This window comes from Senimuribacter intestinalis, assembly GCF_943192965.1.
GTDB lineage: Bacteria > Bacillota > Clostridia > Peptostreptococcales > Anaerovoracaceae > Senimuribacter > Senimuribacter intestinalis.
In genome coordinates, this window is record NZ_CALPCF010000001.1 from 224,858 (window position 1) to 250,266 (window position 25,409).

Genomic DNA, 25,409 nt, shown 5'->3' on the forward strand with positions numbered 1-25,409 from the left:
CTTTCTAAATTACACTAACTCTCTTCTATCTAAACTGTTTTTTAACATTCTTATATTCAACTTTACTTCTTTGTTCCCGCAATTCTAAATAAACTGCGCTTCCAATAATAGCACTCAATACTGCCCAGATATGGCCATAGTGAAATGGTCCGAAAACCACTTCTCCTGCACGCAGCCATTCTTCGCAAAATCTGAAGCCGCCATATGCAATCATATATAGTGGCCAAAGCTCTCCTAATTGAGTTCCCTTTCGATTTTTTATATAGAAAAAAATCAATAATCCGATATGAAATATAATCTCTAATTCTCGTGTCGGCCAGCGAAGGGATTCGCTTCCTGGCAAAAACTGCCCCTGACAGCAGCCGCTTACAATACAAGCAATTCTTGCAAATATCAGGGTCGTAATCGTACACATGACGAAAACATCAAATACATCACAAAACGGTCTGCGAAATAGTCTCGCGCCTATGAAATACACGATAGGCAAAAGAAAAATACTTCCGAAAAGAGACTGACCGCTTTCTAACGGGTTTCCCCATGTTTCTAATCCTGCAAATAACTTAACACACACCACTCCTGCGGCTGTATTTAAAGCAGACATAACAGGAATTAACGATGAGGGAATCTGTAGTCTGTGACGAAATATCCACAGCCAGCCACAACCTATTGCCGTGGCAAAAATCAAACAAGTCAGTAATATATGTTCCTCTATCCAGGGAAAAAACACTTCTATATCTCCATTCCCTTATAATATCATTGTTGCTCTATCATCCGACTTTGATAAAAGGGCAGTCTGTGAAGACTGCCCATATCATCTTAATGAAACTATTAGGCACAGAACTATTTGATGGTTCTCCATGCTTTGGTTGACCACTGGGTGTAAACCTTCTGATCTCCCACCATCTTATAGCCTCTTACTTTGTAGTAGTAAGTCTTGCCTTTCTTCAGTTCTTTGTTATTAATATAGCTCTTCTTAGTAGTTGTCTTAAAATATGGAGTCTTTCCAAATCCAGAGTATCTCTTGGTGGATTTATATACTTCATATCCGTCCAGTTCTAACTCTTCAACTGCCGATGGCACTGTCCAAGTTACCTTTACTGCTTTTTTACCGTTCAAGGTTGTCAGCTTAGAAGTCAGCTTAATCTTAGCACCCTGTACTGCAGCGATAACTTCTTCATCAGGAAGAGGTCCCAACGGTGTATCAGGATCTTCGATATCTGTTGGAGGCTCTGGATCCACCGGAGTTGTTGGTGTAGTTGGACCAACTGGAGGAGTTACCGGCTGGTTGTCAGTAAATCTAGCAACAACTTCCATATCTCCAGTTACTCGCACGGTACCAGTAACTCTTGTATCTCCAATATACCATCCATCAAAGGTTGCATTTTCCTTTTCAGGAGTTTCTGCCGGCAGAGATACGCTTTCGCCGAACTTTGCAGTTTCTACAGTCTTTGTTCCTTCATTAATGAAAGTAATATCGTAATCGCCCAGAATAGTAACATTTACAGTTTGACCGTTAGCCTGACCTACTGCATCATCAAACATTTTAACAAAGAATGCGATAACAGCTCTTGCGTCGTCAGCCGTTCTCAAAGTATCCAGCGGCTCCTGAATTTCGTCAGAGAATGCCAGGTCACTTCTTACTGTAACACCTCTCTTTAAGGTTGCAGCAGAACTGCTGACCTGTAAAGAGCTTCCCTTTGGCAAATATATTTCGATATTATTGCCATTCTCCGTAGTTACGCCTGTTTCTAAGTGTGCAGCATCTCTAATAGCAGCTTCAGAACCGCCAAGACCGTTCTGACTGCTTGGATTTACTGTGCAGTCCTTATCAAAGATTAATTTTTCATAGCCAATCTTTATATATGCGCCTGCCGGAATAAAAATCTTGCTGTCATCTGTTCCTGCAGTTACCTCCACCATATCAACTAATTTCTGCCAAGCTGCTCTGACTTTATCAGCACCGCCGATAGGGTTTGCCTCTACAGTAAACGTAGAAGGGTTCTTATCGGTAGCCTCTACTGCATAAGAAAAGTCAAGATTATCTACTTTTCCTTCTAAAACAGCAGATTCAAATGCAAAAAGATTCTGCAGCGCAGCACTTAGCGGAATACCTTTAAGATCAATTCCAGTATTAAGAGTATAGCTTGCTTCTCTCAGCCCTGTAATTCCAAGTCCAGCGATGTTTTTCATCTTCAACGTAGCAGTTGCTGAGTTTGCATCTACTTTTTCACCGACAATCTTAGCAACCACGCTGTAGTCATCATAAGCGGTTACAGATGCAGTCGTATCCCCGGACTCAAGTGCAAAATAAATTTTGCCGTTGTCGTCCCAGTTCTTTTCTGCAGCAAACGCCATCGTCGGCATAAAGCAAACCAGCATAGCTACTGTCAGAACTAAACTCATTACTTTTTTCATTCTTTCATCTCCTTTACTTAATATTAATAGTTTCATCTATATCATAGCTTTTGCTATCATACCACCTTAATTGGATTTCTCATGGTCGGCTCCAGTTTCCTTAAATATGTGCTAACCCCTCATAGAAATGTTTTAGCTGTCTGAAGAGAGGGCATCACATATTTGAAACATTTTATCCTTTTTTACTTATATATTATAGTACTCTACCCACGCCCCTTTGTCAAGTTATTAGAACTGAGAAGGTAACACCTGTGCGAACAGATTATCAAGCGTTTACAACCATTACAAATATTAAAATTTCAATGTTTCCATTCAACTCATTCATACTTCTGACGCCATTTATTTTTTTATTATACCAAAACACAGTTAGAAATTTGTTATATTTTTGACAATACTTCGATTTATTACAGAAATCCATTTTCCCCAGAAAGAATCTACGCCAATCTTCCACAAAGGAAAGCTTCAGATGCGCGCCCGCAAACATTGTTATCCTCAGACAATAAAACAGCCCTCTGCAAGAATCTTCCCTCGCAAAGAGCTGCGGCTACAACCTTATTCCATATCTTCCAGCCTGCCATGTTTTTCATAGCGGCTGACACGACTGATTTTATTCTCATCGTCCACGAAGATTACGCTCGGCGGATTTTCCGATGCCTCTTCCGGCGTCATCTGTGCATACGCCATGATGATGACCTTATCTCCTTTCTGTACGCAGCGAGCTGCTGCGCCATTAAGACAGATAATACCGCTTCCTGCTTCCCCTGCAATGGTATAAGTCTCAAAACGCGCCCCGTTGTTGATGTCCACAATCTGCACTTTTTCGTATTCCAAAATGCCGGCGGCTTTAAGAAGCTCTACATCCACAGTAATGCTGCCCACATAGTCAAGTTCTGCCTGCGTTACTGTTGCACGATGAATTTTTCCTTTTAACATCTCGATGTACATGATTTTCCCCCTTAGCCTTCGTAAATAAAGTTGTCGATGAGTCTGGTCTTTCCGATATAGACTGCCATAGCTACCAGCACCGGCGGCTTCATCTCAGTAATCGGTTCCACAGAAACTGCGTCTACAGCCTGTACGTAGTCAATCTTTGCCATAGGTTCTGCCTCGATGACCTTTTTCATGGCGGAAACGATAGCGTCAGCAGATTTCTCACCGCTCTCTGCCATTTCGCTTCCCAGCTTTACCGCCCGTGAAAGCACCAGTGCCGCCTTGCGTTCTTCCGCGTTCAGATAAGTATTTCTGGAACTCTTCGCAAGTCCGTCCGCTTCACGAATAATCGGGCAGCCGACAATTTCAATGCCAAAGTTCAAATCGCGCACCATGCGGCGAATAACGGAAAGCTGCTGCGCATCCTTCTGTCCGAAGTATGCTCTATCCGGCGTCACGATGTTGAAAAGTTTGGAAACCACCGTGCACACGCCGCTGAAATGAATCGGTCTGGACTTTCCACAAAGCTCTCCTGTGAGGGCGCGCATGTCCACAAAGGTGCAGGCGTCGTCCGCATACATTTCGGAAGGTTCCGGATTGAACAAAAGGGCTGCTCCTGCGTTTTCGCACAAGGCTGCGTCTCTATTCAAATCTCTCGGATAGCTTTCCAAATCTTCGCCTGGTCCGAACTGAGTCGGATTGACAAAATCGCTGACAACAACTCTATCGTTTTCTGCTGCCGCACGAAGAATTAAACTTTCGTGCCCTTCATGGAGAAAGCCCATGGTAGGCACCAGTCCTACGGTAAGCCCCTCTGCTTTCCAAGCCTTGACGGCCGTTCTGACTTCTTCTATGGTTTTTACGATTTTCATTCTCTTTGCTCCCTATTTTTTAGTACAATTTATTTATTACATCATCAGAAATTTTAAAAGTATGTTCTTCCGCCGGGAACGTACCTGCCTTGACTTCTTCGATATAGCCTGCAATGCCTTCCCTCATAGCTGCGCCAACATCAGCAAAACGCTTTACAAACTTTGGCTTAAAGTCGGAGAAAATTGCCAGCATATCCTGATATACAAGCACCTGTCCATCACAGCCATTTCCTGCGCCAATACCGATGGTCGGAATAGAAATAGTCTCACTGATAATCTTTGCCAGCTTACCTGGAACGCATTCCAGTACCACTGCAAAAGCGCCTGCTGCTTCAACAGCCTTCGCCTCTTCAATCAGCTTCTTTGCTGCCTCTTCGCTCTTTCCCTGCACCTTAAATCCACCAAAAGCATTGACAGACTGCGGGGTAAGACCGATATGGGCAACCACTGGAATAGAAGCTTCCACAATAGCCTTAATCTGCGGGCAAACCGCTGCGCCGCCTTCCAGCTTTACAGCCTGACACCTGCCTTCTTTCATCAGTCTGCCGGCATTAACCACTGCATCATAGACGGAAGTCTGATAACTCATAAAAGGCATGTCCCCAACTACCAGTGCGTTCTTAGTTCCTCTTGCAACCGCCGCAGTATGGTGTATCATATCCTCCATGGTTACAGACAATGTGTCCTCATATCCCAGCATCGTCATGCCCAAGGAATCTCCTACCAAAATAGTATTTACACCGACCTCATCCATCAGTTTTGCAGTAGAATAATCATATGCTGTCAGCATAGTGATTTTATCTCCGTCCAGTTTCTGCTGCTTTAATGTTGCCACCGTGTTTTTCATTGTTCTAACTCCTTTTTCAATTTCCTGTAATCTCTACTCGGATTTTTTCGTTCTGCAATCTTAACAAGTCTTACCGACAGCGTTCTATAGGCCGGCAAAATCTCCTCGTCTAAAGATTCCGCCGCCTCAAGTGCCTTTATATGCGCCGCCACGGTTTTGTCATCTCCTCGCTCGCAAGGTCCTGTTAGGGCTTTTTCCGCCCCGAACGAGGTCACCGCCTGCGCATTGCCCAGTATCAAAGGCGCTAACGCATTCTCTGCGTCTTCCCGTTCAAAGCCGCACTGCTGTAAAAGCTGCGCTCCTATATCGGCAAGAGCAATCATCTGATTGCTGACCATGACTGCCGCTGCATGATAAAGGGTTTTCACCTCTGGACTGATGATTCCCACCTTGTTTCCAAGAGCTTCAAAGCACTGCCTCATCTCGTCAAGCCTCGCCGGGCTCCCTTCAATAGCAAAATATGCTTTTGGAAGTTCTTTGTAGGATTCGTACTTGCTGCTGATTGCATAAAGAGGATGAATGGAATACCTGAAGGCCCCCCTATCCTCCGCATTAAAAAAAACGGTCGATGGAATCGAACCGCTGCAATGACAAATATTCTTATCTTCAATAGGCAAACTGCGCATGTCATCCCAAATCTCACTGATACAGCCGTCGGGCACTGTAATGAAAAGGGTATCACTGTCGTTCACAATATCTGCTAAAGTTTCGTAGTATCTGCTGCCTGTAAAGGCTGCTGCGTCTTTGGCGGACGCGGGGCTTCTGCTGTAATAGCCGCTAAGGGATATACCACCCTCCGCCAGATACTTTCCCAGTGAGAAGCCGACCTTTCCGGCTCCTATAAAACCTGCTCTCATACCTATCACCTCCTGATTTTCTCGGGGAGTAGATATGCGCTAAGCTCTTCTGCCTCCAGTGTCGTTCCGTCAAAGCGGATACAGTCCAAAGACATTTCCTGTTTTAGATAAAAATTGGTATCGCTTCGGTTCATGAATGCCATCCATGTTTACTATAGCATTTTAACGCAGGTTTGTACAGTGTTTTTTGTTAGAAATACACGGCAAATACACGAAAAACGTTTAGTGATTTTCTGGGACAGACAAAGCTGACAGTTTTTTAGATTTTTGTCAGTTTTGTCTGTGTTTCTATCAAAAATCCTGACAGAGCTGACAATTATTTTTGATTTTGTCAGCTCTGTCAGGATTTCGGGCGTATTAAGATGGGGTTCTTCACGATTTGCTGACAAAATCCTGCATGCTGCTCTCATTTTGTCAGTATAGATGGTTAATAATATTTTTCATGCGTTTACCGTAGTTAGAAATACTGTATGGGTTGCTGCTGACTGCTGCAGATCGTCTGCAAATTTCTCCGGGTTAGATTCTTGTTATATTTCCAACAACACTCTCTATTTTTTGCTTTACCACAAAACAATCTAATTAAAACGAGACTGCAGCCCGGTTTAAACCAAACTGCAGTCTCTCACACTGTAATAACGATACGTCCCAGTATTCTTTCTGTTTTACGCCGTTCACGTCTTTACAGTCTCGACATTTCTCTCCATTTTATGCACATCTCTTCACCCTCTTGCAGCTATTCTCTGCCCTTGCGTCTTTGACAGACCGACATTGCTGCCAGCCCGCTTCCTGCGAGCAGAAGTCCTGCAATCCAAAGAGGCAGTCCACTGCCATCACCAGTCTGTGGTACATCACCAGTCTGCGGTACAGCACCTGCCGAAGAATGATCCAGCTCTGGCACATCCGCTAAAGGCGGCTCCATTTCCGGTACATCAGCAAGCGGTGGTTCCTCATCTGGTATCTGCGGATATTCAGAAAGCGGTGGTTCCTCGTCCTCGATATCAACTGGCTCCTTCGGAATCCATGTTGCAGTATAAACCACATTTCCCGTCACAGTATCACTGATTGTAATATCCCAGCCGGCAAAGACATATCCCTCTCTTTCTGGAATACCATCTTTAAATTCCGGGGTTGTTTCCCCATAATAAAGATTTGAGTTAATCTGATCTGTAAAAACATCTTCCCCGTCTACACCATCGGTATAAATTACAGTATAAGTAATCACCGGCGGTCTCGGTTTTACTGTCTTCACAGGTTCCCAGACTGCTACATAAGTGACATCCCCTGTTACAGTTTCGCTGATTTCTTTGTCCCAGCCGACAAAAGTATAACCTTCGCGAACCGGGGTTCCGTCAAATTTAGGTGTATCTTCTCCCAAACTCAGATTCGGATATACCTGTGTTTCAAAAACTTCATCATCTTCCACGCCGTCTTCATAGGTGACAACATATGTTTTCACATCACTGCCGCCTTCATTATACGGCGAATATGGTCCACTTACGTCTGCAAAACTCTCGTTTGCAAACACTACCGTCCCTGCTAAAATAAACATAAATAGAAGGGCGGCAGAACAAAAGAATTTTTTTACACTGCTTTTAAAAAGCATCTTTTTATCACTTCCTCTTCTTTCATTATTATTTTATTACTGCTCTAAAAAAGAATCGCTTCCATTTCCCAGAGCTACTTTGAATCTGATGTGCTTAATTTTTGATTCACTGCATCAGAAATGTCGACCATTTTGCTTTCCAGATATGCGCCCGGGCACTCCGTCTTTTTTGAAAACATTTTGTGCAAAGTCAGGTTCCCTGCAGCATCACCAGTATACACCAGCTTTTGTATCCCATTACGCCTGCAGATATCTGCACACAATGCAATAAGTTTCTCATAAGCGGCATCGCTGACATGCCAATCACCGCCAATGATATCATTAGCGACCTCAATGGTAACTGCCATATCATCATTTTCCTTGTTACTGGAGCTCCATGGACGGTTGCCTTCCTCTACATAAAGCGCCACTCTGCCGGTGCTGTCTATGGCATAGTTAGAAGAGGCTTTTCGGTCACTAGTCGAAAAATCTTTTCCTACCTGTTCCAGTGTAAAATTACCCGCCATATGATGAATTGTAATTTTTTGTATTTTCTCACCTCTCGGAAAATCCGCATTGGCAGTCAGCCAGATATAATCAATCATTGAACTGTTTCTTTCAATTACTTCCTGCTCTTCTGCTGCAGAAAGTTCCCGTCCTACCGTATCAGGAATGCTGGACATGAAGCGATACGCCATCAGCAATACAAAACAAGCCATGACACAAAATCCCAAAAGCAGCATCTTTTCGCCAGTATAACGCTTTTTATTTTTCATTTGTATGTTCTTTTTTCCCATGAAAATCGAGCTCCTTCTAAGTCCCTATACCACACAGCAATATACATTATATGCAAAATACAGCGCAAAACTGCCAAAAATTAGTCTTGTTACCTTTTCACTGATTACCTGCTTTTTCGCTTCATCATCCTCTGTTGTCAACATAACAAACGGCACCGCCGCCACATAAAGGAATGTCGTATCCATAAAGCTGTGCACCAGCGCTGCTGTGAAACCGCTCCTCTGTGCTGCACTCTCTTTTTTCTTGTAGTGCCGCAGTACAATAATCAGCAGCATTGCCAGCGCCACTAACCCCAGCTCTACGCCCACATGAATAAAAATATTGTGGATATGCCAGGTGTTAAAGTACTTATCGCTGTCCTGCAGATTAAGAATCCGCCACTGCTGCGGTCCCACACCCAGGATAGGATTTACAAAAAAATATCCTAAACCATTTCGCATCATACCAATCCGTTCTGCAAAAGTTGCAGTAGCGTTAGGTCTTAACAGAATTGCACCCAGTGCACCCAATGTGCCGACGCCTACCATAAAAAACGAAGTCAATGGACTTTCATTTAAAAACCGCTCTAATCGGCTCCACATCACTATGGCGATGAGACAATAAATAAACATGACCGCACAGACCCACGGCGCATTGGTTTTGTCCCCTGCGATATAAAGAAGCAGTCCTGTTCCCACACCGAATCCAACTCTGGCAAAAAGCGAGGCAATCTCATTCATGGTGTATCTCCGCAAGACTATCATAACCAAAAGTCCGATTGCCATAGACAGAAAAGATCCCATTGAAAGGGTCAGCGCAAGGGCAATCAGCAGAAGCGGTTCCGCGTAAGAAAAGACACGGTTCCACCCCCCCTCATCAGTTTTTTTGTCCTCTTTACAACTGATAGCCGCAAACCAGCCTATGATGAGAAATGTCCCAAGCGCATTGGGATTCCCAAAGACTCCACCAAGTCTGCCGGCGTCCCCCTGCAATGCATCTGCCACAAACTGCAGGATTCCCATTGCCGCAATCATGCTCATCCAGACCACACTGAGTCGTTTTAAAAGAACTCTTTCCTCTGCGGATAAATATGAAAGCAGCAAAAGCATCACTGGAAAAATCGACTGAGTCGATGCAAACCCTTTAACAAAATTCCCATAAACCGCATAGGATGAACAGGCACTCATCACATTATAAAAAATCAATGGCAGCAAGATCCACAAATCTACCTTCGCTGCAGGCTGCATCATACCCGTCATACATAAAATGATACCCACAAGTCCTATCACTAAAACAGTGCCGGTTTGACAAAGGGTCAGAATAAAGAAAGCGAGAAACAAAAGGAGCAAAGTTACATGCTCCATCCAACTGCTGCATTTTTCTTCTAAACTATTGCCCATCTTTTCTCCTCCCCGAATTATAATATGCATGCAAAAAAAGCGTACTCTTTCTTCCTCTATACAAACTGCATATAAGTGCGCCTAAAAAATATCCCAAAACTCAAATCTAATCCTCAATCTAATATATTTTATCATAAGGCAACATGGCTTTCAAGATAATTATTTTCCCTCTTCCTCGTGTTTCTTTCTCTCTTAACGAATACAGCCGGGCGTCTTACTCTTCTTGTAAGATCCCCGGCTGTACCCGCTAAATATCTAAATTACACACTTTTGATTGTTCTTCGACTTTTATACTCTGTTTTTTCTTTTCAGGCTTACTGCTGTTACTGCAGCGCCACCTGTCGCAAACAGTAATAATCCTGCCCACAAAATTAAGCTGCTGTTGTCTCCAGTCGTTGGAATGTCAGAAAGCGGTACATCAGCATCGGAAATATCTGTCATCGGCTCATCCGGCGTATCTGGCGTATCCGCAAGAGGCGGCTCTTCTTCCGGCAAATCTGCAAGCGGTGGCTCTTCTTCCGGTAAACCTGCAAGAGGCGGCTCTTCATCATCAATATCTACAGACGTATCCGCGCCATCTGTATCATCTAAATCCGGAAGTTCCGGTGTTGTGCCCGGCTCACTTGGTCCAGGCTGCTCCGGTGTTGGCACTGGAGTCGGCTCCACTGGCTTCGGCTGCTCCGGTTCCGGCGTTACACCCGGTTTTTCTGGATCAGGTGTTACAGTTGGTTCATCCGGCTGCTCTGGTGTAACACCTGGTTCTTCTGGATCAGGCGTTACAGTTGGTTTATCTGGCTGCTCTGGCGTTACACCCGGTTCTTCTGGATCTGGTGTTACAACGCCCGGTGATTCCACACTGCCATAAGAATCATATGGGTCATAAGCATCATAAGAACCATAGAGTCCCTCAATACTGTCATCTGCGAAAACAACCGTCCCCGCTATTACAAACATAAACAAAAGGGCGGCAGCGCAAAAAAGTTTTTTTAGTCCACTATTAAATACCATTTTGGTCGCTCCTTTACTTTTTTCTTATAATTTATACCTCTATTATAAACATCGCCGGTTAGTTTTTTGTTATATGGTCGTTATATAATAAAAAAATCCGGACTTTTTTTCAAAAAGTCCAGATTTTTTTTCTAACCATTTTTCAAATCTTATACGCTCTGCCACCTGATAACTTTTTTCTGAATCCATGTCACCAAGGCAGAGAGCAAAGTTACCACAAAAGCCACCACCATGATACCGGCAATAACCTTTGTGTAATTTCCGTAAGTGTTATAATTTACAATGTAATAACCCATTCCTACAGTGGAGCCCATCATCTCAGCAAAGGTCAGCATCATCACTGCTGTCGTCATGGTGACCCGAAGTCCTTTGACAATACCCGGAATAGAGTAAGGCAACAGGATTTCGAAAATCATGGAAAAGCTTTTAAGTTCCAATGACCTCGCCGAATCGATAATATTTTTGTCGATTGATTCCACAGAAATAATCGTCTTTAAAAAGGTTGGCCAAAAAATTCCAAGAATAATAACCACCACAGAGGCACTGCGAAAGCTGGGCATAAGTGCAATGACATAAGGAGCAAAGACTACCGATGGAATCGGTGCCAGCACATTCGCAATTGGGTAAAACACTTCTTTCAGCCGCTTATGCCAGCCGCAAATCAGTCCCAAAAGCGTGCCACAGGCAAGTCCTACCAGCACACCGAGCAGAAGAATTTCCATAGAAGAAAGGATTCCTACTCCCATTTCCAAATAGTCCGTCCGAAAAGCATGGAACACGTTTTCTGGTGCCGGAATCAATACGGGATGACAAAGATTCAACTTAGTCACCATGATTTCCCAAATCAGAAACAGTGCCCATAAAATGGAAATAATGTCCGACGCCGAATCTCTCTTATTCGGAAAACGGACCAGCCTGTAAAGATAATATCCCTCCATCAATGCCGCCGCGCACAAAAAAGAAACATAGCTTTCCGTTGCCTTTTGGGCAGGAAGTAATATCGTTACGATGAGCGCAAAAAGCAGCAGATGGCTGATAACAATAGACATGCGTGTTTTCTTTATCATTCGTACCACCTCGCAAGCTCCGCTTTCAGGCTCAAACAGTCCACCTGTCCCAGTTCGTCACAACAGCAGCTGTTGATCTGGCTGTCGATGTATTTTTCCTGCGCCACTTTGCCATCTTTGATAAACACGATACGGCTAGCCATAATCATAGCTTCCTCTAAATCATGGGTCACAAAAATGACGGTCTTTTTTTCCTCACCGTTTTCCCATAGCTGGTGCAAAAGCTGCTGCAGCTCTTTTCTGATCTTGGTATCCAGCGCCCCAAAAGGCTCGTCTAAAAGCAGAAAAGGTGAATCCATTGCCAGAGCTCTTGCAATGGCTGTTCTCTGACGCATGCCGCCAGAAAGCTGGTAAGGGTATTTATCTACTGCATCTGCCAGCCCTGCCTTTTCCAGAAAATAGACTGCCCTCTGCTCCATCTCTTCCTTAGAAAAACGATCCGTTTTTTTCATGGCAAAGAGAACATTTTTCTTCACTGTCATCCATGGAAACAAAGAATACTGCTGAAAGACAATAGTCCGGTCCGCTGACGGACCGGCTAGTTCTTTTTCATCTATATAAATTTTGCCTGTCTGCGGCCGATCCAGCCCTGCTGCAAGACGCAGCAGGGTCGACTTTCCACATCCGGAGTGTCCGATTACGCAGAGGAACTCCCCGTCTTTTATATCTAGGCAAAGATCGCTGAGCACTTTACTGTCTCCCCCAGGATAAGTAAAATCCACGTGTTCAAATCTTATCATAATTAGTTATTCGCCTCAAATTCTTCTAGTAATGTTTCATAGATGTCTTTGTTTTCACCCTCGGCAATGAGGTATTTCAACGCGTCCTCATAGATGGACGTATCGATGTAATCGTTGATATCGTACTGAGTATTTGCATCGATATCACCGTTAGCTTTCATAACTTCATAGAAATCAGCTACTTTTTTCTTGTTCGGATCAAGAGATACCTTCATGGCATTCTTATATGCGTCAGTGCCGTACATAATCGCCTCTACATAGGCGGCATCCTGTCCGGAATATTTAACCAATGCTTCAATGCTGGTTTCTTTATCGTTTAAGAATGTGGCGTATCCCCTCAGCGCAGCCATTTCAAACCTTACCAGCGCATCTCTCTTGGTTTCGATTGCTGTTCTTGATGTAGTCTGTCTGCAGCAAGGGAAATCACTTTCAAAGTCACCCACCTGGAAACCAATATGTGCGCCGGTCTGTTCTGCAACATAACCGTAACCGCTGTTTACCATACCAATATCCACTTCACCTTTGTTCACCGCTTCAACGATAGACTGGGAAGAATCCAAATAGATAAACTCTGCATTAACCCCTGCTTCTCTGAGAAGACCTTTCATAATCATATGACCAGTTTCCATTCTGAAACAGCCGAATTTCTTTCCTTCAAACTGAGAAAGCTCTGTATACTTCTCGTCACCCTTTACGATACCTTCGCTGCCCTCAGAAATGGTTCCGCCAAAGATAACAACATCAGTACCCTGAGAAATAAATGAACAGCTAGGAATTGAACCAAACGGTAAAATATCCAGTTTATCCATGCTGACAGCAGTCAGACCGTCCGGCAGAGAATTAATCTTCTCAAACTGCACATCAATACCGGCTTCGTCAAAATATCCCAGCTCCTCTGCAATTATAATGCAAGCAGTTTTAATGTCCTTACCAATCATGCCGACCTTCAAGGTTACAACTTCTTCTGCTTCACCAATCTTCTCGCCTTCATCGCTTCCGCACGCTGTTAAAGCCAGTGCAGAGCAAATCATTGCCAGGCAAAGAATCACAGATAATATTTTCTTTTTCATCACTTGTTCCTCTCTGTTTCTTTATTAGACTTCATCAACTACAAGTGATGGTACTATGACTTTTCAAAAAAATCAATAGGACTAAGTCAACTACTCGAAATTCTCCAAAAGATAGAAAAAATTCTACCAAAACCGACTTGCCGCTTCAAAAAGAGCCTCTCTTTCCTCTTCGCTAGCTCCCATTCTCCGGCAAATATCCGTCAGCTCCTCTTTTGAAAAGACAAAACCGTCTTCTGTGCAGAGCTTTGTAAACTGGTCTTTTCTGATACCGGTCTGTCCGAAAGACATCTCACCGGAGGTGATTTTTCTATCGTACAGCCGGAAAAATAATTGTTTGAATGTCATGTTTTCTCCCTCCATTTCTATTCACTTCTTCTGCTATTCTGCCTAACGCCTGAAATAAATTCTCGCGTTATGGAAAATCACCCTTTGTCTCACATAAAAAAAAACCTAAAATACGCAAAATTTTCGCAGCAAATTAAAAGCAGCCCTTAGCTTCAATTTATCTAAAAAACATATAAATCATCATTTTTCCACAGTCAGAAAACAACTATCTGGTGATATGCCTCAGATCTTTTCTTTTTTCATCACCGTCTTCTTCCTTGTAAAGAAAGACGACAGTTTGTCCGGCGCACCTGAATCGAATGAACCTCTTATAAAATCGCCTCGTCAAGAATAATAGTAAAAGGACCGTCGTTGAGCAGGGATACTTTCATCTCTGCGCCGAATTCTCCGGTTTCCACCACCGGCACGACCTTTCTGCATTCTTCCACAATGTAGTCATAAAGGGCTTCGGCTTCCGCCGGTGCGCCGGCGTCCACAAAGCTGGGGCGGTTGCCCTTTTTGCAGTTTGCGTAAAGGGTGAACTGGGATATGAGCAAAAGCTGACCGTCTACATCGGCAAGAGACAAATTGGTCTTGCCGTTTTCGTCTTCGAAGATTCGAAGCCCCAGTAGTTTCTTGATGTACTTGTCCGCAATTTCTTTGGTATCTTCTTTCCCTACGCCGATTAGCACCAGAAACCCTTTGTCAATTTTTCCCTTTATCTGATTATCTATAGTCACCGCCGCTTCCGTGACACGCTGAATTACAAATTTCATGTTTTTTCCTCCGTGTAAAATAAAATAGTCAATCTCTCAGACCTCTAAAACAATATAACCTGTTTCATCAAAATCATCAATACTGTTTTGTATTTTTTATTACATCATTCTCCCGCTTTGAAGTTGTACAGTGGTTTCAGTCTATCTAACGTATTTCACATGTCTGAGTTTTCTTCGTCAGGAAATAGGATTCGCATATAATTCCGCCGTGCATATAAAATACGGTCAATGTAAATGTCCTGCCCTGAAATGCGATAAAAGATTAAATACATGCCGATTACTAAAAAACGGTATTCACTTTCTGTATCAATGATAGATGACAAAGATGCGCCAATTTCTGCAAAGTCCTCTAACCTACTCACTTTATTAATAATTTTATCAACCGTTTTTGCTGCCGCATCCACGCTGCATAAATCAAAACTGATATAATCCCAAATCTCATCAAGATCTTTCAATGCTTCTGGTGAATAGTGCAGTTTATTTCCCATTTGCTCTCATCTTGAAATGTGCTTTCACATCATCGGCCGAAAGCCATCCCTTTTCCTCTCCCGAATTCTTACCCCGCGCAAGCTCGTTCATCAAAGCTATGGTTGCCTGCATTTTTTCAAAGTCCCGCATATCCACAATCGCATAGCGGCCTCTGCCATTTTTGGTAAGAAAAACAGGCGCGCCAACCGAAACGTCTCGCAGTACTTCACTGTAGTTTCGCAAGTCGGAAATCGGTTTAATATTTGGCATATAAATCAGCTCCTTTCATCGCTTTCATCATACACTATTTTGCTGTAAAATTCAACAGCAAAAATTACAGCAACTAGAGTAAGAGCATAAAATGCCTAAAGAGCGTAAAATGTCAAGAACATTGGATTTTCATACTTAAACAGCGCACCCAATTATCGTCGGGTGCGCTGTTTCAATACATATTTACTTTTACAGCTTTCCTATCTCAAATCAAACTCCGGATTAATTGCATAGAAATTTTTAGAATCCAGATTATCCTGAACAATTCTCAGCGCTTCACCGAACCGCTGATAATGTACAATTTCTCTCTGGCGCAGGAAACGAATTGGATCCAGTACGTCAGGATCATCTACCATTCTCAGGATATTGTCATAAGTTGTTCTGGCTTTCTGTTCTGCCGCCATATCTTCATGTAAATCCGTAATGGCGTCACCCTTTGATGCAAAGCACAATGCATCAAAAGGGAATCCTGCCGCTGCCTGGGCATAAACGCCAGAAGTATGGTCTACGAAATATTCCTGAAATCCAGCTTCTTTTATCTGATCCATGGTCATATTCTTGGTCAGCTGATGCACAATAGTGGCTACCATTTCATAATGCCCGATTTCTTCGCTGCCGATGTCGGTAAGCACCGCTGCAACTTTTCTGTACGGCATAGAGTAACGCTGGGACAAATATCTGAGCGACGCACCAATTTCACCATCGGGTCCTCCGCATTGCTTTTGCATATGCAGTGCTTTAAACGTTTAAAATTCAATGTGTACAGGCTTTAGCGCAAATTATTTTGCTGTAATCAGAATCCATATTTTAACATTATATTCCATTTATGATGTTTTTTTAAGGTTAGTTTCTAACCGGATTTTTTTGCAAAAAATTAACTATTTTTTTCGTATTCCCCCTTGACAATTACGCTCATTGAGCGTATAATATAATTAAAGATAAGGAAAGGAGGAAGGCACATGAATGGGTAAACACGATAAGAAAAAAGAGCCACTAAACCTACGAATTCACATAGTCAACGGAATAGTCGCTCTTGTAGTCGGAATCATATTACTACTCATTGAGAAGTACATAATATGAGTCACGGGGCGCAAGCCCCTTCCGACTCCATTTTACCTTATTGAGATTCATATGTCAAACAAAATGGAACATAGCTTTTTATACTATTTAGGCATCGCCTTTATCTCACTCGGTATCGTCAAACTTGTTTATGCCGGGTATCTATACGCATTGAAAGGAAGAAAAGGAAAGCATTATGGGAAGCAAGATTAAAGAAGTGCGAAAGGCTCTAGGTCTTACACAAATAGCCATCAGAGATTCGCTCGGTATCCCAACCCGAACTCAGCAGGGTTGGGAAAACGGAGAGAGAAACCCTGCTGAATGGCTAGAGGCAATGATTATCAGAGAATATCAGCAGATTGCAAAAGAAAAGGAAAATAGCCAGGGCTAATGCCCTGGCTAAAATTTTATCTATACTTCTCCCAGTACTTAATCAATGCCCTTGCAGTAGCTTTGCCGTAAGCCTCTAGCTCTTTCTTCGTATCAAAGCCTTTCCGATCGGTCTTGTTATCCACAAAGCCGTATTCCACCAGTACCGGCACGCCTACGCCCTTGAGGAAGTACAGGTCATTGGTGTACTTAACGCCTCTGGTGTTCTGACCTTCCTTTTTCAGTTCCGCGATGATAAGGTTTGCAAGCACCTTGCCGAGGCGGCTCTTAGTCACGGTTCCTTTCCAAACCCAGACTTCGTCACCATCACCGCCACCGGCATTAAAATGTCCGTCAACGGACACTACTCTGTAGCCTTTCGCTTTGTACCTTGCCATGTCGGCAACGTGCGCCGCCAGGGACATGCCGCTGCCGTCCTTTTCCGGATATGCCACTTTATATGTGCGACCTTTGTGCGCCAGCAATTCTTTATAGCAAGCCGCCATCACAACTCTTGCCATGTCAGCCTCAACGAACTTTCCGCTGACGGCGCCGGGATCTGTGCCGCCGTGCCCTGCAGATAAGTAAAACAAAATTGGTTTCTTTGCCATAATACACCTCCAAAATAAAAAAGCCCTGCGGAGTGCAGGGTAAATTGACTATTGCAAAATCTTTTTAGTCGTGGTATATTGGTGTCAAGAGAAAGCCTGACAGCAAGCTTTCTAAATAGGTTTAAATTAACTTTAAAACCGCTTCAGGGGGCTAGCCTGGGCGGTTTTTACTTTTCGTGGTTATCCCTCAAGACTAACCCCAAAATCATAAGTACGATGACTAAGATTTCGTAGTCCGTCATATCAGATTCCTTTCCGAAAGTTCGCCGCCTTTAATGGCTCACTCTTGACTATATGTATTATACCACGCCTTGCTCCTGCGGACAAGGTTCTTTATTTTTCGTCAACTTCCGGCAATCCTGCCACGCTGGTAAGCATGGACAGAATACCGGCTAGAATAGCCGCTGATACTGTTACCTGCCAGCTGACGTCGGTCATAACTACGCTTGTCCCGATCATAGCAATAGCTGCCTGTGCCATCGTCTTGACTGCTCTTACTGCCGCTGCTTTAAGCCATTTCTTACTCATTTTCATACCTCCTACTTTCCTTTATGTTCTAAATATGCAATCTCTGCCTTATTCTCATCAACTCGCTTGAAAACAGTTTTCACATCCCGTTCCAGCACTGCGGTGCGCTCGATAAGATTGTTATGCTTGTCCTGCTTTTCTTCAAGGCGCTGGATATCTTTTCTGACCTCGCTTAATGCTGCGTCAACCTTGATGTCCTGCGCCCGCTGCTGCCGGCTGGATACGATTAGCTGCACAATAATCAATCCTGCTGCGGTGATTGCAGCTGTCATAATCTCTGTCATATAGTCCCTCCTTACGCTACTTCAAAATACTGCCCCACTAGCTGGCTCGGCTTGTACGCCAATATGTAGGTATCCCCCTCTTTACCGCCCTGCCTGTTGCACAGGTAAATTCCATCGGATTCGATGTAGTGCTTGCCCCATGCGTACTCAAATGAAGTAAGCGGTTCCGGCACTGGGATAGGGTCGTCATAAGTACCCGAGTGTTCCTCGTTTATCGCAGTCCAAAGGCTTGCTGTATTTACAGACGGTTCCCAGTTCTCCTGTTTGTTGTGCGTTTTGATGCACCTCCACAAGATATCGTTATGCTGGCACTTGTTTCCTGCTGGGATTTCTGCGCCGTCAGCAATGCTTTCCCATTGCGGGTACATTGTCTTAAATGTTAAAGCCTTGTTATCTGGCAAGGTATGTCTTACCGATGCCAGTAATTCGATTAAATCTCTTTCTGTTGCCATGTTATCCTCCTTAAATTTCGCTTACCTTTTGCAGCAACGATTCAACTTCTACATCTTCCTCCGTTGGCAAGACTGGCGCAGTGACGATTTCTTCCACTTCTGCTCTAAGCTCTTTTGGAACATCGTCCAGCTTGATTTCCCCATTCTGTATCTGCTCTGCATAAGACTGCACTGCTTCTGCGTGTGCTTTCCACTCGGCTACAAGTGAGTTATGTTCTTCCTGTGTAATAGATTTGATTATTTCGGTTTCTTGCACAGAAAAAGATTGGATTCCCGCCCGTGCTGCTTTTCCGTCCTTTATGAGTTTGTAAAAATACATTTAATTCCTCCTTTGTGAAGCACATATTGCCAATATCTTGTTTTCAAGCTATTGCAAACCATATATAAGTACCAGCTCTCCATTTATACGAGGAAGAGTATGGAAGAAATTGTATTTGATTCAACTCTTTCGTGATGCGTGTATTTGTAACGTAAATATATCCACTGGCTTCATTTAGATTAAGAGAAGAGCCACCACCTGTAACTGCTCTTCCGTCTACGTTTATCCAACTCCCATTAAAAGGAACCCCTGGGCTAAAAATCGGACAAAGGAAAGCGTGAGTCGGGGTTACTCCAAGAGAATGATTTACTGTGATTGGGTCAGAAGAAGATGTGCCAAGTGTCACAGTGCCGTAATCAATACCAAAATCGCCAAGCTGCTTTTCTTGAATCCTCTCATACCAGTACCCGTCCTGCGCTCCGCCGTCTGTGTAGGCTAAGGGGGAATTGTCCACTACTATACCCACTACATTTTCATCTGTTACGGTTTCAAAATCAAATTCATATTTTTTTGTAGGATATGAAGCATTAGATGAAATGTGGGTAACACCAATAGTCGTACCGTAATTCACATTTGAAGATGAACTAGCTTTATACATAGTTGTGCCAGTCGGGCTTCCAATAATGAAGAATTTTCCGTCCTTTAAAGTATAACTATTAACTACAGACACTTCGCAGAATGACGGGTTAGAAAGACTATACGAACCGTTTTCATCATCTTTGACGTATTCGGATGAATAATACACATTTATAGTACCGGATTCATCTCTGTACTTATACGAGGTTGGTATTTCTGAAACAGTCTCTTTTGCTACAACGCTTAGTGTTTTTAATAATTTCTTCCAAGCATACTTCCCAGTGCTTGCTTCTGCTGCAATTTCCGCTATCGTAGGCAAGTCCAATATGTCCTGCTTGTGCAAAAGCAACTGTGCGTTGTTTTGCAAAATCATGTTTTTATTACTCAATCCTGCTCACCTCTTTTAGCAGCTCGTCTACATTAACGGTTTCTGTTTGTCTTGTCAGTTCCTCAATCTGGGCAAGGCAGTTTTCCTCATAAGACAAACTCTGGTCTACAGGCTTGCTGTACTGTCCTCTCTGGCTTATCCAGAGTTTGCCGCCCAAGTAGATTTCATAGCCATTGTTTAAGATTTCGTAGGATAGTATCTTCCCATTTACTGTTTTTTCTGTTTTCGTCATGCTTGTTCTCCTTCTTGCGTAATCTCTTTATAACGCTTCACTCCCAAAATGACTCTGCGTTTAGACATTAAATTAACTTTATTTTCATAAATAACCATGTCGGCGTAATTGCTATTTGTCGTAGACATATATGAACCTACGCCATGTAATGAGCCGCCTTTCATTCTTCGAGTTGTCCATCCTTGGCCATCGTATTCCATTATTGTAAAATAATTTGAGCTAACCGCAATAATTTTACCATCATGCGCTATCGCAGGTTTGTAATAAAACTCCTCCGGTAATTCGCCTACTTTTGTCCAAGATGCTCCGTTCCATTTGTAATGGGACTTGTATTTTTCTGTCGTCAGACTTCCGAGCATATGAATCTCATCGTTATACACAACAACATCTCCATAATAAAATTGATATGGCAATGTGCCAACTTGAGTCCATGTGGCGCCATTAAATTTGTAGAAAGTATTGGCCGCAGAACTGCTGACTTGACAAAAAATATACAATTCATCTTCGTATACACAAGTTGCTCCTCCGTAGAAGCTTATTGGCAATTCGCCTACTTTTGTCCAAGATGTTCCGTTCCACTTGTAATGGAACTTGTTAGATGTATAGTTGCTTGCGCAGCCAAGGGCATGTAATTCATTTTTATATACAACTGCACACGATTTAGTGAATCCCGGAAGTGGCGTGGTTTCAAATTTAGTCCATCCACCGCTCCCCAATTCGTAGTGCGACGTACCTGTCAAATAATGAATCTTGCCATCCCAGATGAATGCAGAGTTATTTTCTACTTCTACAGGGAGAGTTCCGTCCATCATTAAGTCCACTTTTTCTGAACTCAACTTCAAATTCTCCACCGGCACGCCATCAACCGTTGGAAGCTTCAGCGAACCCGTCACCAATTGTTGCCCCACATACGCACTGTACCCTTCCAGAATCTTGTCTGCCGTGGCGTTGGCCGGAGTGGCTTTACCGACTAGGGCTGCTCTGATTTCTTCAATTAGCTGGGATTGTGCTTCGACTTCTGATTTTATACTTTCACCGCCGCCAGCGTTCTTCACACTAATACTCATTTCTTCTTCACCTCCAAAATTACCGGAATATCCACCGTAGGCACATCGCCAAAAGCTTTCAGTACATTACCAGCAGAGCTTCCTACAATTCTTGCGCCGCTCCATGCGTCAAGCTGCGCTTCGGTGCAGGTGCTGTCCGGCTCTACGGATAAATCATAAGTTGCTTTGGGATAGCTTCCCTCGAAACTGTATTGCCCGTTACTCCATCCGCTGGCACTAAGGGTAGAAGCAAGATATATCGGTTTTCCTGCTACGCCTAGGTCTGTAAGCAAATCGTCCAGCGTCCGGTAATAAATCCAGCCTGCAGAGTCTATTACCGCTATCTTATCCGGCTTGCTCCCAAGTCTGCTTACGGCTGTCGTCTGCAGCCAGGTACCGGTCAGGTATTTTCCCGTCAAATTTCCGGTCAGCGTACCACCAGATTTAGGCAGATACTTTGCCAGCTCTTCCGGCAGTCCCTCCACGTTTTCCACCGCTGTAACCGGCTCTACGATAACAATGTTGCCGTCCTTGTCCTTTCCAACGATTACCCCGGCTTTTTCTAATGTTGCCATCGTCCCACTCCTTTAACTGATTTGGATAAACAAATCTCCTGGCTTCATATCCGTTGGCTGGGCTGTGCCGACCGTCACCTTACTTTTGCCGTCCCAGCCGGTTACTTTGTCGGCAGTAATCCCATCAAGGACAGTCTTATTAGCATGACTGTGATTTCCTTGCGCTGCAGCGTTTACCTTTGCGGCAAGGGCGGTATCAAGGTCTGCCCCCGATACTTTATCCTTTGCCGCCAGTGCACCCAGTCCGTCAATGGTTGTTTTCAGCGCATCAACAGTAGATTTTTCTGCTTTGCCTCCAATCGTTGTCAGCAACGCAGTGTACTCGTCCTGATGGGTAGCTAAGTAGTCGGCAATTTCTTTAAGCGTGTCATACGCTGCCGGTGCACCATCAACCAAATCATCAATTGCCTTTGAAACCGCTGTATTGATTTCCGTTGTCACATCTGCACTTTTTGCTCGCTCGTTGATTGATGTCACCATCTCCGCAAGTTTGCCCGCAACAATCGTGGTTCCATCGGGCAGGTATACGTTTCCCGCTGTAGTTTTAACCATCAACTCAGTAATCGCACCCTCAACCAGCGCCTTTAAAATTGCATCTTTCGCTGCCATATTATCCTCCTATAAAATATCAAAGTTGTAATTATCTCCAGTCAGTTCTGACTCCGAACCAACCACATTCTCAAGGTTCTTATCCTCGCCGTCAATTTCCACGTAATACCCTGTGTCTGCATCGCCAGTTCTTAGCATCTTTGCCTGCGGCTGCGCGCCTTGCAGATCCGTTACTGTCAGATACACCGGTATGTCTACGGTTGGTACCTCGCCGATGGCTGTCAGTATATTGTCCGTGATGGACCCGGCAAGCATCGCCGCAGAATACGCTGATACCTGTTCTTCAGTGCAGTTGTTGGCATATTCTACCTCTAACTTGTATCTCGTCGACGGATAAACTCTTTCAAAGCTGTACTGATTACCATTCCAACTGCTGGCGGCAAGTATGGCAGATATCATAGTTGCCTTCGGTTCGAATGCGCTGAGTTCTCCCGTTAAGCCGTCAAGTTTATCTTTATAGGCGTTGGTAAAGTCGTTAGATGATAAGCCTTTACCCTCTTCCTTGCTCACTTTGCTAGCAGTTGCCGTCCTCAGCTCCTCTATTAATTCTTTTAAATGATTCCAGTTGTCATTTAGTGCTTTTTTAATATTGAATGTGGTTTTACTAAAATCATCCTTAATAGGATCGTACCCGAATAAATCAATTTTCTTCCATGTCATTTTTCAACCTCCGTCACAAATGCAAAATCTTTCAGGAATTGCATTTCTAGTTCCTCTAGTGTCATCTCTTCAACATTAGATACCATGAGATACCTAATAAAATACACAATCGGAAGGTGTGCCGGTTTTACTTCGTCAAGCGCAATTTCAAGACCTGTTCTATCTTCTGGAAGTCCAAATTCATCTATAAAAGTAATTTGGATTTTATTATTCACAAAGTCTACATCCGCTTTTCTGTTTTTCCAGCTTTCCGCCACAGAACGCAGAATTTCCAGATCTGTCTTACCACTCGACTTCCATTTCGCTTCTAGCGCTGCCCTGCGCCCTGCTATGCTCTGACCCGTCTTTGGAGTTATGTCTGCTTCCTGTTCATAGATCTTTAGCATCGTTTCTGTGCAGGTGTCAAAAAACATGTCACTAATCAGTTCCGCTGTTTTTGCGTCAGCTAAATCCATCTCTTCCCCGATTGCTTCCATGATATCCCTGACCATCGGATCCGCTGCATTCAGCTTATTTATTCTATAAAGTAATTCTTCTTTACGCATAAGTGAATGTCACCACCCCGAGCACTGCTACACTTCTTTCCGGTACTGCAATATTCGCCGTCCCTTCATTTATCATTAATCCTTCAATGTCAATAACACCTTCCGTCTCAATGATTGCGTTACTGATTTGTGCATACGACACATTGCGCCCGCTGTATGCAATGCTTGCAAGATATCTTTCGATCGACTTTTTTATCGCTCTTTCCAATTCTGCTTGCGTCGCTGTCATCGTAATTTTGCCTGTAACATCAACCCAAAGTCCCGCGGCGCTCGACACATAACAGTGCGCACCAATCATGGCTACGCCTTCTCCTTTTCCTTCGCTACCAGGGTCAATATAGTCCTGTACTGCTTTCACCAAGGTGTCCGATGCAGGTTTCTTTTCAGCGTCAATAACGACAACATCTACAGTATTGTCGCCATGTCCCAGCGGAAATACCTTTGCATCTCCCACGCCGGAAACTTCAAGCGCCCAGTTCCGATACGCATACTTATTCGCTCCACTGTCCGGGGTTCTGAGTTTGGTATAATATCGATTTCTCAGACTGTCATCTGTTTCTGCGTCATATCCGCCTTCTGTCGCCTCCCGATTATTGCAAAGCGTGATTCCCTCCAATGTTACTGGCATTTGCGTGATTGTATTCGCTCCGACTATGCCAACATTTCCGCCTTCTACGGCTTCAATTCGCACAGTTCCGGATCCGTCTATCGTTACCGTCTCGGTTGCCGCAAACTGTACGCCATTTTCAGTTTCAAATAAATCGCCAGTCGTAACAGTTCCAAATCCCTGTACCTGTAGCTCTCCTGATGCGTGTGTGGCAGCTTTTCTTATCAATCCTTTTCTTTGTCTGATGAACCTTTCTAGCATTTCGCCAGTCAGATTGTCAACGTCAAACAATTCTCTCGCACGATTGATTTCATTATCCTGCAATTCCATTTCCTGCCCTATTGCCTCAGAAATATCCCATAGTAGATATCCTGGCGTTTTTTCGTAGTCTGCCGGCAATTTTTTTCTGATATTTTCACTCTTCGACATCCGTATCAACCTCTATTTCTGTTTCATCCGTCATAACTACCGTCAGAGATATTTTTAACCTGCTTCCCTCTCTTTCGGCTTCAAAGTCTTCGATTCTGTCTATCGCCCGATTCTGCACTATTCCCTCTTCTATTTCTCTTTTGATTTCCGATGCTACAAAGGCGCTGTCTTTATATCCGATATAATTTTCTATATACGTTCCAAACTCCGTATTCTCATATACCGCATACTTTTCCGCTGCAGTCTTTACGAGAAATCCGACCCACTGTCTAACAGCCTCCTCCTGTGTGCATTCCACAACTTTTCCATCCTTTAAGACATATTTTCCCGTCTTAAAATCAAAAAGCGGCGTCCTGCCCAGCGTTGTCGACAGGAGCTCCGTATCTTGTTCCTCTTCAAACTCAAAATCATAATCAATCTCTGGAAACATTCTATCCTCCCACTATATCAATAATCGCAATTGTGTTTATATCTCCCACAGGAAGAAAAATTACTTCCGCTCCTGCTTTCTTTATTGCGTCAGCATATTTTTGAAAGGTTCTGCTCTGTATAATCTCATCTTCTTCATAGGTTGCATTTCCTTCCATTGCTGAAATCTTCAGCGGTGATACCGAAATGATTGTTCCTATGTATGCGCTCGCCTCTTCAACGGCTTTTTCTTTCGCCGCTCTTCCACTGTTTTTGATACGCTGCGCGATTTCATGTTCCCAACCCATC

At 43.6% G+C, this 25,409-nt stretch carries 34 protein-coding genes; 1 reads left to right on the top strand and 33 read right to left on the bottom strand.

Going from position 1 to position 25,409, the window contains the following annotated elements; genetic code table 11:
* Positions 1 to 25: 25 nt before the first annotated feature.
* From NFR88_RS01135 to NFR88_RS01220, 18 genes are all read right to left on the bottom strand, one after another.
* Positions 26 to 601 (bottom strand): prolipoprotein diacylglyceryl transferase family protein, encoded by a 576-nt coding sequence (locus NFR88_RS01135; protein WP_251612809.1) that lies wholly within the window; start codon positions 599 to 601, stop codon positions 26 to 28.
* A 239-nt stretch (positions 602 to 840) separates the two neighbouring features.
* Positions 841 to 2,415: an InlB B-repeat-containing protein gene (locus NFR88_RS01140; protein ID WP_251612813.1), complete on the bottom strand. Its 1,575-nt coding sequence runs from the start codon at positions 2,413 to 2,415 to the stop codon at positions 841 to 843.
* Positions 2,416 to 2,967: 552 nt separating this feature from the next.
* Positions 2,968 to 3,360 carry an aspartate 1-decarboxylase gene (gene panD, locus NFR88_RS01145; RefSeq protein WP_251612817.1) on the bottom strand — a complete coding sequence of 131 codons (393 nt, stop codon included), beginning with the start codon at positions 3,358 to 3,360 and terminating at the stop codon, positions 2,968 to 2,970.
* An 11-nt stretch (positions 3,361 to 3,371) separates the two neighbouring features.
* On the bottom strand, positions 3,372 to 4,217 hold the full coding sequence (panC, locus tag NFR88_RS01150) for a pantoate--beta-alanine ligase (protein WP_251612820.1): 846 nt from the start codon (positions 4,215 to 4,217) through the stop codon (positions 3,372 to 3,374).
* 19 nt (positions 4,218 to 4,236) lie between these two features.
* Positions 4,237 to 5,064: a 3-methyl-2-oxobutanoate hydroxymethyltransferase gene (gene panB, locus NFR88_RS01155; RefSeq protein WP_251612824.1), complete on the bottom strand. Its 828-nt coding sequence runs from the start codon at positions 5,062 to 5,064 to the stop codon at positions 4,237 to 4,239.
* Positions 5,061 to 5,921 (bottom strand): Rossmann-like and DUF2520 domain-containing protein, encoded by an 861-nt coding sequence (locus tag NFR88_RS01160; protein WP_251612827.1) that lies wholly within the window; start codon positions 5,919 to 5,921, stop codon positions 5,061 to 5,063. Before NFR88_RS01160 ends, panB begins: the two co-directional genes overlap by 4 nt.
* A gap of 733 nt (positions 5,922 to 6,654) precedes the next feature.
* On the bottom strand, positions 6,655 to 7,470 hold the full coding sequence (locus NFR88_RS01165) for an InlB B-repeat-containing protein (RefSeq protein ID WP_251612830.1): 816 nt from the start codon (positions 7,468 to 7,470) through the stop codon (positions 6,655 to 6,657).
* A 128-nt stretch (positions 7,471 to 7,598) separates the two neighbouring features.
* The gene (locus tag NFR88_RS01170; protein WP_251612833.1) at positions 7,599 to 8,300 is read right to left on the bottom strand and encodes a peptidoglycan recognition protein family protein; all 702 of its coding nucleotides are present in this window, start codon (positions 8,298 to 8,300) and stop codon (positions 7,599 to 7,601) included.
* 24 nt (positions 8,301 to 8,324) lie between these two features.
* Complete coding sequence (locus NFR88_RS01175) at positions 8,325 to 9,680, bottom strand: O-antigen ligase family protein (protein WP_161908727.1); 1,356 nt, start codon at positions 9,678 to 9,680, stop codon at positions 8,325 to 8,327.
* 288 nt (positions 9,681 to 9,968) lie between these two features.
* Positions 9,969 to 10,688 carry a hypothetical protein gene (locus NFR88_RS01180; RefSeq protein WP_161908726.1) on the bottom strand — a complete coding sequence of 240 codons (720 nt, stop codon included), beginning with the start codon at positions 10,686 to 10,688 and terminating at the stop codon, positions 9,969 to 9,971.
* A 149-nt stretch (positions 10,689 to 10,837) separates the two neighbouring features.
* Entirely contained in the window at positions 10,838 to 11,755 is a 918-nt protein-coding gene (locus NFR88_RS01185) for an ABC transporter permease (RefSeq protein WP_160200643.1), read from the bottom strand.
* On the bottom strand, positions 11,752 to 12,495 hold the full coding sequence (locus tag NFR88_RS01190) for an ABC transporter ATP-binding protein (protein WP_161908724.1): 744 nt from the start codon (positions 12,493 to 12,495) through the stop codon (positions 11,752 to 11,754). Before NFR88_RS01190 ends, NFR88_RS01185 begins: the two co-directional genes overlap by 4 nt.
* A gap of 2 nt (positions 12,496 to 12,497) precedes the next feature.
* Complete coding sequence (locus NFR88_RS01195; RefSeq protein WP_160200645.1) at positions 12,498 to 13,565, bottom strand: ABC transporter substrate-binding protein; 1,068 nt, start codon at positions 13,563 to 13,565, stop codon at positions 12,498 to 12,500.
* Between the two features lie 123 nt (positions 13,566 to 13,688).
* Positions 13,689 to 13,910, bottom strand: coding sequence for a hypothetical protein (locus NFR88_RS01200; RefSeq protein ID WP_160200646.1), 222 nt, complete (start codon positions 13,908 to 13,910; stop codon positions 13,689 to 13,691).
* Positions 13,911 to 14,218: 308 nt separating this feature from the next.
* On the bottom strand, positions 14,219 to 14,665 hold the full coding sequence (gene dtd / locus NFR88_RS01205; RefSeq protein WP_160200647.1) for a D-aminoacyl-tRNA deacylase: 447 nt from the start codon (positions 14,663 to 14,665) through the stop codon (positions 14,219 to 14,221).
* A 155-nt stretch (positions 14,666 to 14,820) separates the two neighbouring features.
* Complete coding sequence (locus NFR88_RS01210) at positions 14,821 to 15,153, bottom strand: type II toxin-antitoxin system RelE/ParE family toxin (RefSeq protein ID WP_160200648.1); 333 nt, start codon at positions 15,151 to 15,153, stop codon at positions 14,821 to 14,823.
* The gene (locus tag NFR88_RS01215) at positions 15,143 to 15,403 is read right to left on the bottom strand and encodes a type II toxin-antitoxin system prevent-host-death family antitoxin (protein ID WP_160200649.1); all 261 of its coding nucleotides are present in this window, start codon (positions 15,401 to 15,403) and stop codon (positions 15,143 to 15,145) included. The genes NFR88_RS01210 and NFR88_RS01215 overlap by 11 nt, the downstream gene beginning before the upstream one ends.
* A 200-nt stretch (positions 15,404 to 15,603) precedes the next feature.
* Positions 15,604 to 16,131: a manganese catalase family protein gene (locus NFR88_RS01220; protein ID WP_251612836.1), complete on the bottom strand. Its 528-nt coding sequence runs from the start codon at positions 16,129 to 16,131 to the stop codon at positions 15,604 to 15,606.
* 527 nt (positions 16,132 to 16,658) lie between these two features.
* Here NFR88_RS01220 and NFR88_RS01225 point away from each other — a divergent pair.
* Positions 16,659 to 16,853: a helix-turn-helix domain-containing protein gene (locus NFR88_RS01225; RefSeq protein WP_251612839.1), complete on the top strand. Its 195-nt coding sequence runs from the start codon at positions 16,659 to 16,661 to the stop codon at positions 16,851 to 16,853.
* Positions 16,854 to 16,869: 16 nt separating this feature from the next.
* Here the strand turns inward: NFR88_RS01225 and NFR88_RS01230 are convergent, their stop codons facing one another.
* From NFR88_RS01230 to NFR88_RS01300, 15 genes are all read right to left on the bottom strand, one after another.
* Entirely contained in the window at positions 16,870 to 17,442 is a 573-nt protein-coding gene (locus NFR88_RS01230) for an N-acetylmuramoyl-L-alanine amidase (protein ID WP_251612842.1), read from the bottom strand.
* 333 nt (positions 17,443 to 17,775) lie between these two features.
* A complete protein-coding gene (locus tag NFR88_RS01235; protein ID WP_307726227.1) occupies positions 17,776 to 17,970 on the bottom strand; it encodes a holin in 195 nt (64 codons plus the stop codon).
* 11 nt (positions 17,971 to 17,981) lie between these two features.
* Positions 17,982 to 18,254, bottom strand: coding sequence for a hypothetical protein (locus NFR88_RS01240; RefSeq protein ID WP_251612847.1), 273 nt, complete (start codon positions 18,252 to 18,254; stop codon positions 17,982 to 17,984).
* An 11-nt stretch (positions 18,255 to 18,265) separates the two neighbouring features.
* Positions 18,266 to 18,706 (bottom strand): hypothetical protein, encoded by a 441-nt coding sequence (locus NFR88_RS01245; protein ID WP_251612850.1) that lies wholly within the window; start codon positions 18,704 to 18,706, stop codon positions 18,266 to 18,268.
* 10 nt (positions 18,707 to 18,716) lie between these two features.
* Positions 18,717 to 19,025, bottom strand: a complete 309-nt coding sequence (locus tag NFR88_RS01250; protein ID WP_251612852.1) for a hypothetical protein — start codon at positions 19,023 to 19,025, stop codon at positions 18,717 to 18,719.
* A gap of 43 nt (positions 19,026 to 19,068) precedes the next feature.
* Positions 19,069 to 19,989: a hypothetical protein gene (locus tag NFR88_RS01255; RefSeq protein WP_251612855.1), complete on the bottom strand. Its 921-nt coding sequence runs from the start codon at positions 19,987 to 19,989 to the stop codon at positions 19,069 to 19,071.
* Positions 19,982 to 20,221, bottom strand: coding sequence for a hypothetical protein (locus NFR88_RS01260; protein WP_251612858.1), 240 nt, complete (start codon positions 20,219 to 20,221; stop codon positions 19,982 to 19,984). The genes NFR88_RS01255 and NFR88_RS01260 overlap by 8 nt, the downstream gene beginning before the upstream one ends.
* Positions 20,218 to 21,288 (bottom strand): Kelch repeat-containing protein, encoded by a 1,071-nt coding sequence (locus NFR88_RS01265; RefSeq protein WP_251612861.1) that lies wholly within the window; start codon positions 21,286 to 21,288, stop codon positions 20,218 to 20,220. Before NFR88_RS01265 ends, NFR88_RS01260 begins: the two co-directional genes overlap by 4 nt.
* Positions 21,285 to 21,842, bottom strand: a complete 558-nt coding sequence (locus NFR88_RS01270) for a hypothetical protein (protein WP_251612865.1) — start codon at positions 21,840 to 21,842, stop codon at positions 21,285 to 21,287. The genes NFR88_RS01265 and NFR88_RS01270 overlap by 4 nt, the downstream gene beginning before the upstream one ends.
* A 12-nt stretch (positions 21,843 to 21,854) precedes the next feature.
* Positions 21,855 to 22,451, bottom strand: coding sequence for a hypothetical protein (locus NFR88_RS01275; RefSeq protein WP_251612867.1), 597 nt, complete (start codon positions 22,449 to 22,451; stop codon positions 21,855 to 21,857).
* A gap of 9 nt (positions 22,452 to 22,460) precedes the next feature.
* The gene (locus NFR88_RS01280) at positions 22,461 to 23,111 is read right to left on the bottom strand and encodes a hypothetical protein (RefSeq protein ID WP_251612869.1); all 651 of its coding nucleotides are present in this window, start codon (positions 23,109 to 23,111) and stop codon (positions 22,461 to 22,463) included.
* Positions 23,108 to 23,656 (bottom strand): putative phage tail protein, encoded by a 549-nt coding sequence (locus tag NFR88_RS01285; protein ID WP_251612873.1) that lies wholly within the window; start codon positions 23,654 to 23,656, stop codon positions 23,108 to 23,110. Before NFR88_RS01285 ends, NFR88_RS01280 begins: the two co-directional genes overlap by 4 nt.
* On the bottom strand, positions 23,649 to 24,692 hold the full coding sequence (locus NFR88_RS01290) for a baseplate J/gp47 family protein (RefSeq protein ID WP_251612876.1): 1,044 nt from the start codon (positions 24,690 to 24,692) through the stop codon (positions 23,649 to 23,651). The genes NFR88_RS01285 and NFR88_RS01290 overlap by 8 nt, the downstream gene beginning before the upstream one ends.
* Entirely contained in the window at positions 24,679 to 25,122 is a 444-nt protein-coding gene (locus NFR88_RS01295) for a DUF2634 domain-containing protein (protein ID WP_251612879.1), read from the bottom strand. The genes NFR88_RS01290 and NFR88_RS01295 overlap by 14 nt, the downstream gene beginning before the upstream one ends.
* A 1-nt stretch (position 25,123) precedes the next feature.
* On the bottom strand, positions 25,124 to 25,408 hold the full coding sequence (locus NFR88_RS01300; protein ID WP_251612882.1) for a hypothetical protein: 285 nt from the start codon (positions 25,406 to 25,408) through the stop codon (positions 25,124 to 25,126).
* Between the last annotated feature and the right edge of the window lies 1 nt (position 25,409).

Excerpts from the sequence above, each read along its gene's own strand:
- NFR88_RS01135 (WP_251612809.1), bottom strand. The coding sequence starts at position 601 with ATGTCTGCTTTAAATACAGCCGCAGGAGTGGTGTGTGTTAAGTTATTT.
- NFR88_RS01140 (WP_251612813.1), bottom strand. The coding sequence starts at position 2,415 with ATGAAAAAAGTAATGAGTTTAGTTCTGACAGTAGCTATGCTGGTTTGC.
- panD (WP_251612817.1), bottom strand. The coding sequence starts at position 3,360 with ATGTACATCGAGATGTTAAAAGGAAAAATTCATCGTGCAACAGTAACG.
- panC (WP_251612820.1), bottom strand. The coding sequence starts at position 4,217 with ATGAAAATCGTAAAAACCATAGAAGAAGTCAGAACGGCCGTCAAGGCT.
- panB (WP_251612824.1), bottom strand. The coding sequence starts at position 5,064 with ATGAAAAACACGGTGGCAACATTAAAGCAGCAGAAACTGGACGGAGAT.
- NFR88_RS01160 (WP_251612827.1), bottom strand. The coding sequence starts at position 5,921 with ATGAGAGCAGGTTTTATAGGAGCCGGAAAGGTCGGCTTCTCACTGGGA.
- NFR88_RS01165 (WP_251612830.1), bottom strand. The coding sequence starts at position 7,470 with ATGTTTATTTTAGCAGGGACGGTAGTGTTTGCAAACGAGAGTTTTGCA.
- NFR88_RS01170 (WP_251612833.1), bottom strand. The coding sequence starts at position 8,300 with ATGGGAAAAAAGAACATACAAATGAAAAATAAAAAGCGTTATACTGGC.
- NFR88_RS01175 (WP_161908727.1), bottom strand. The coding sequence starts at position 9,680 with ATGGGCAATAGTTTAGAAGAAAAATGCAGCAGTTGGATGGAGCATGTA.
- NFR88_RS01180 (WP_161908726.1), bottom strand. The coding sequence starts at position 10,688 with ATGGTATTTAATAGTGGACTAAAAAAACTTTTTTGCGCTGCCGCCCTT.
- NFR88_RS01185 (WP_160200643.1), bottom strand. The coding sequence starts at position 11,755 with ATGATAAAGAAAACACGCATGTCTATTGTTATCAGCCATCTGCTGCTT.
- NFR88_RS01190 (WP_161908724.1), bottom strand. The coding sequence starts at position 12,495 with ATGATAAGATTTGAACACGTGGATTTTACTTATCCTGGGGGAGACAGT.
- NFR88_RS01195 (WP_160200645.1), bottom strand. The coding sequence starts at position 13,565 with ATGAAAAAGAAAATATTATCTGTGATTCTTTGCCTGGCAATGATTTGC.
- NFR88_RS01200 (WP_160200646.1), bottom strand. The coding sequence starts at position 13,910 with ATGACATTCAAACAATTATTTTTCCGGCTGTACGATAGAAAAATCACC.
- dtd (WP_160200647.1), bottom strand. The coding sequence starts at position 14,665 with ATGAAATTTGTAATTCAGCGTGTCACGGAAGCGGCGGTGACTATAGAT.
- NFR88_RS01210 (WP_160200648.1), bottom strand. The coding sequence starts at position 15,153 with ATGGGAAATAAACTGCACTATTCACCAGAAGCATTGAAAGATCTTGAT.
- NFR88_RS01215 (WP_160200649.1), bottom strand. The coding sequence starts at position 15,403 with ATGCCAAATATTAAACCGATTTCCGACTTGCGAAACTACAGTGAAGTA.
- NFR88_RS01220 (WP_251612836.1), bottom strand. The coding sequence starts at position 16,131 with ATGCAAAAGCAATGCGGAGGACCCGATGGTGAAATTGGTGCGTCGCTC.
- NFR88_RS01225 (WP_251612839.1), top strand. The coding sequence starts at position 16,659 with ATGGGAAGCAAGATTAAAGAAGTGCGAAAGGCTCTAGGTCTTACACAA.
- NFR88_RS01230 (WP_251612842.1), bottom strand. The coding sequence starts at position 17,442 with ATGGCAAAGAAACCAATTTTGTTTTACTTATCTGCAGGGCACGGCGGC.
- NFR88_RS01235 (WP_307726227.1), bottom strand. The coding sequence starts at position 17,970 with ATGAGTAAGAAATGGCTTAAAGCAGCGGCAGTAAGAGCAGTCAAGACG.
- NFR88_RS01240 (WP_251612847.1), bottom strand. The coding sequence starts at position 18,254 with ATGACAGAGATTATGACAGCTGCAATCACCGCAGCAGGATTGATTATT.
- NFR88_RS01245 (WP_251612850.1), bottom strand. The coding sequence starts at position 18,706 with ATGGCAACAGAAAGAGATTTAATCGAATTACTGGCATCGGTAAGACAT.
- NFR88_RS01250 (WP_251612852.1), bottom strand. The coding sequence starts at position 19,025 with ATGTATTTTTACAAACTCATAAAGGACGGAAAAGCAGCACGGGCGGGA.
- NFR88_RS01260 (WP_251612858.1), bottom strand. The coding sequence starts at position 20,221 with ATGACGAAAACAGAAAAAACAGTAAATGGGAAGATACTATCCTACGAA.
- NFR88_RS01265 (WP_251612861.1), bottom strand. The coding sequence starts at position 21,288 with ATGAGTATTAGTGTGAAGAACGCTGGCGGCGGTGAAAGTATAAAATCA.
- NFR88_RS01270 (WP_251612865.1), bottom strand. The coding sequence starts at position 21,842 with ATGGCAACATTAGAAAAAGCCGGGGTAATCGTTGGAAAGGACAAGGAC.
- NFR88_RS01275 (WP_251612867.1), bottom strand. The coding sequence starts at position 22,451 with ATGGCAGCGAAAGATGCAATTTTAAAGGCGCTGGTTGAGGGTGCGATT.
- NFR88_RS01280 (WP_251612869.1), bottom strand. The coding sequence starts at position 23,111 with ATGACATGGAAGAAAATTGATTTATTCGGGTACGATCCTATTAAGGAT.
- NFR88_RS01285 (WP_251612873.1), bottom strand. The coding sequence starts at position 23,656 with ATGCGTAAAGAAGAATTACTTTATAGAATAAATAAGCTGAATGCAGCG.
- NFR88_RS01290 (WP_251612876.1), bottom strand. The coding sequence starts at position 24,692 with ATGTCGAAGAGTGAAAATATCAGAAAAAAATTGCCGGCAGACTACGAA.
- NFR88_RS01295 (WP_251612879.1), bottom strand. The coding sequence starts at position 25,122 with ATGTTTCCAGAGATTGATTATGATTTTGAGTTTGAAGAGGAACAAGAT.
- NFR88_RS01300 (WP_251612882.1), bottom strand. The coding sequence starts at position 25,408 with ATGGGTTGGGAACATGAAATCGCGCAGCGTATCAAAAACAGTGGAAGA.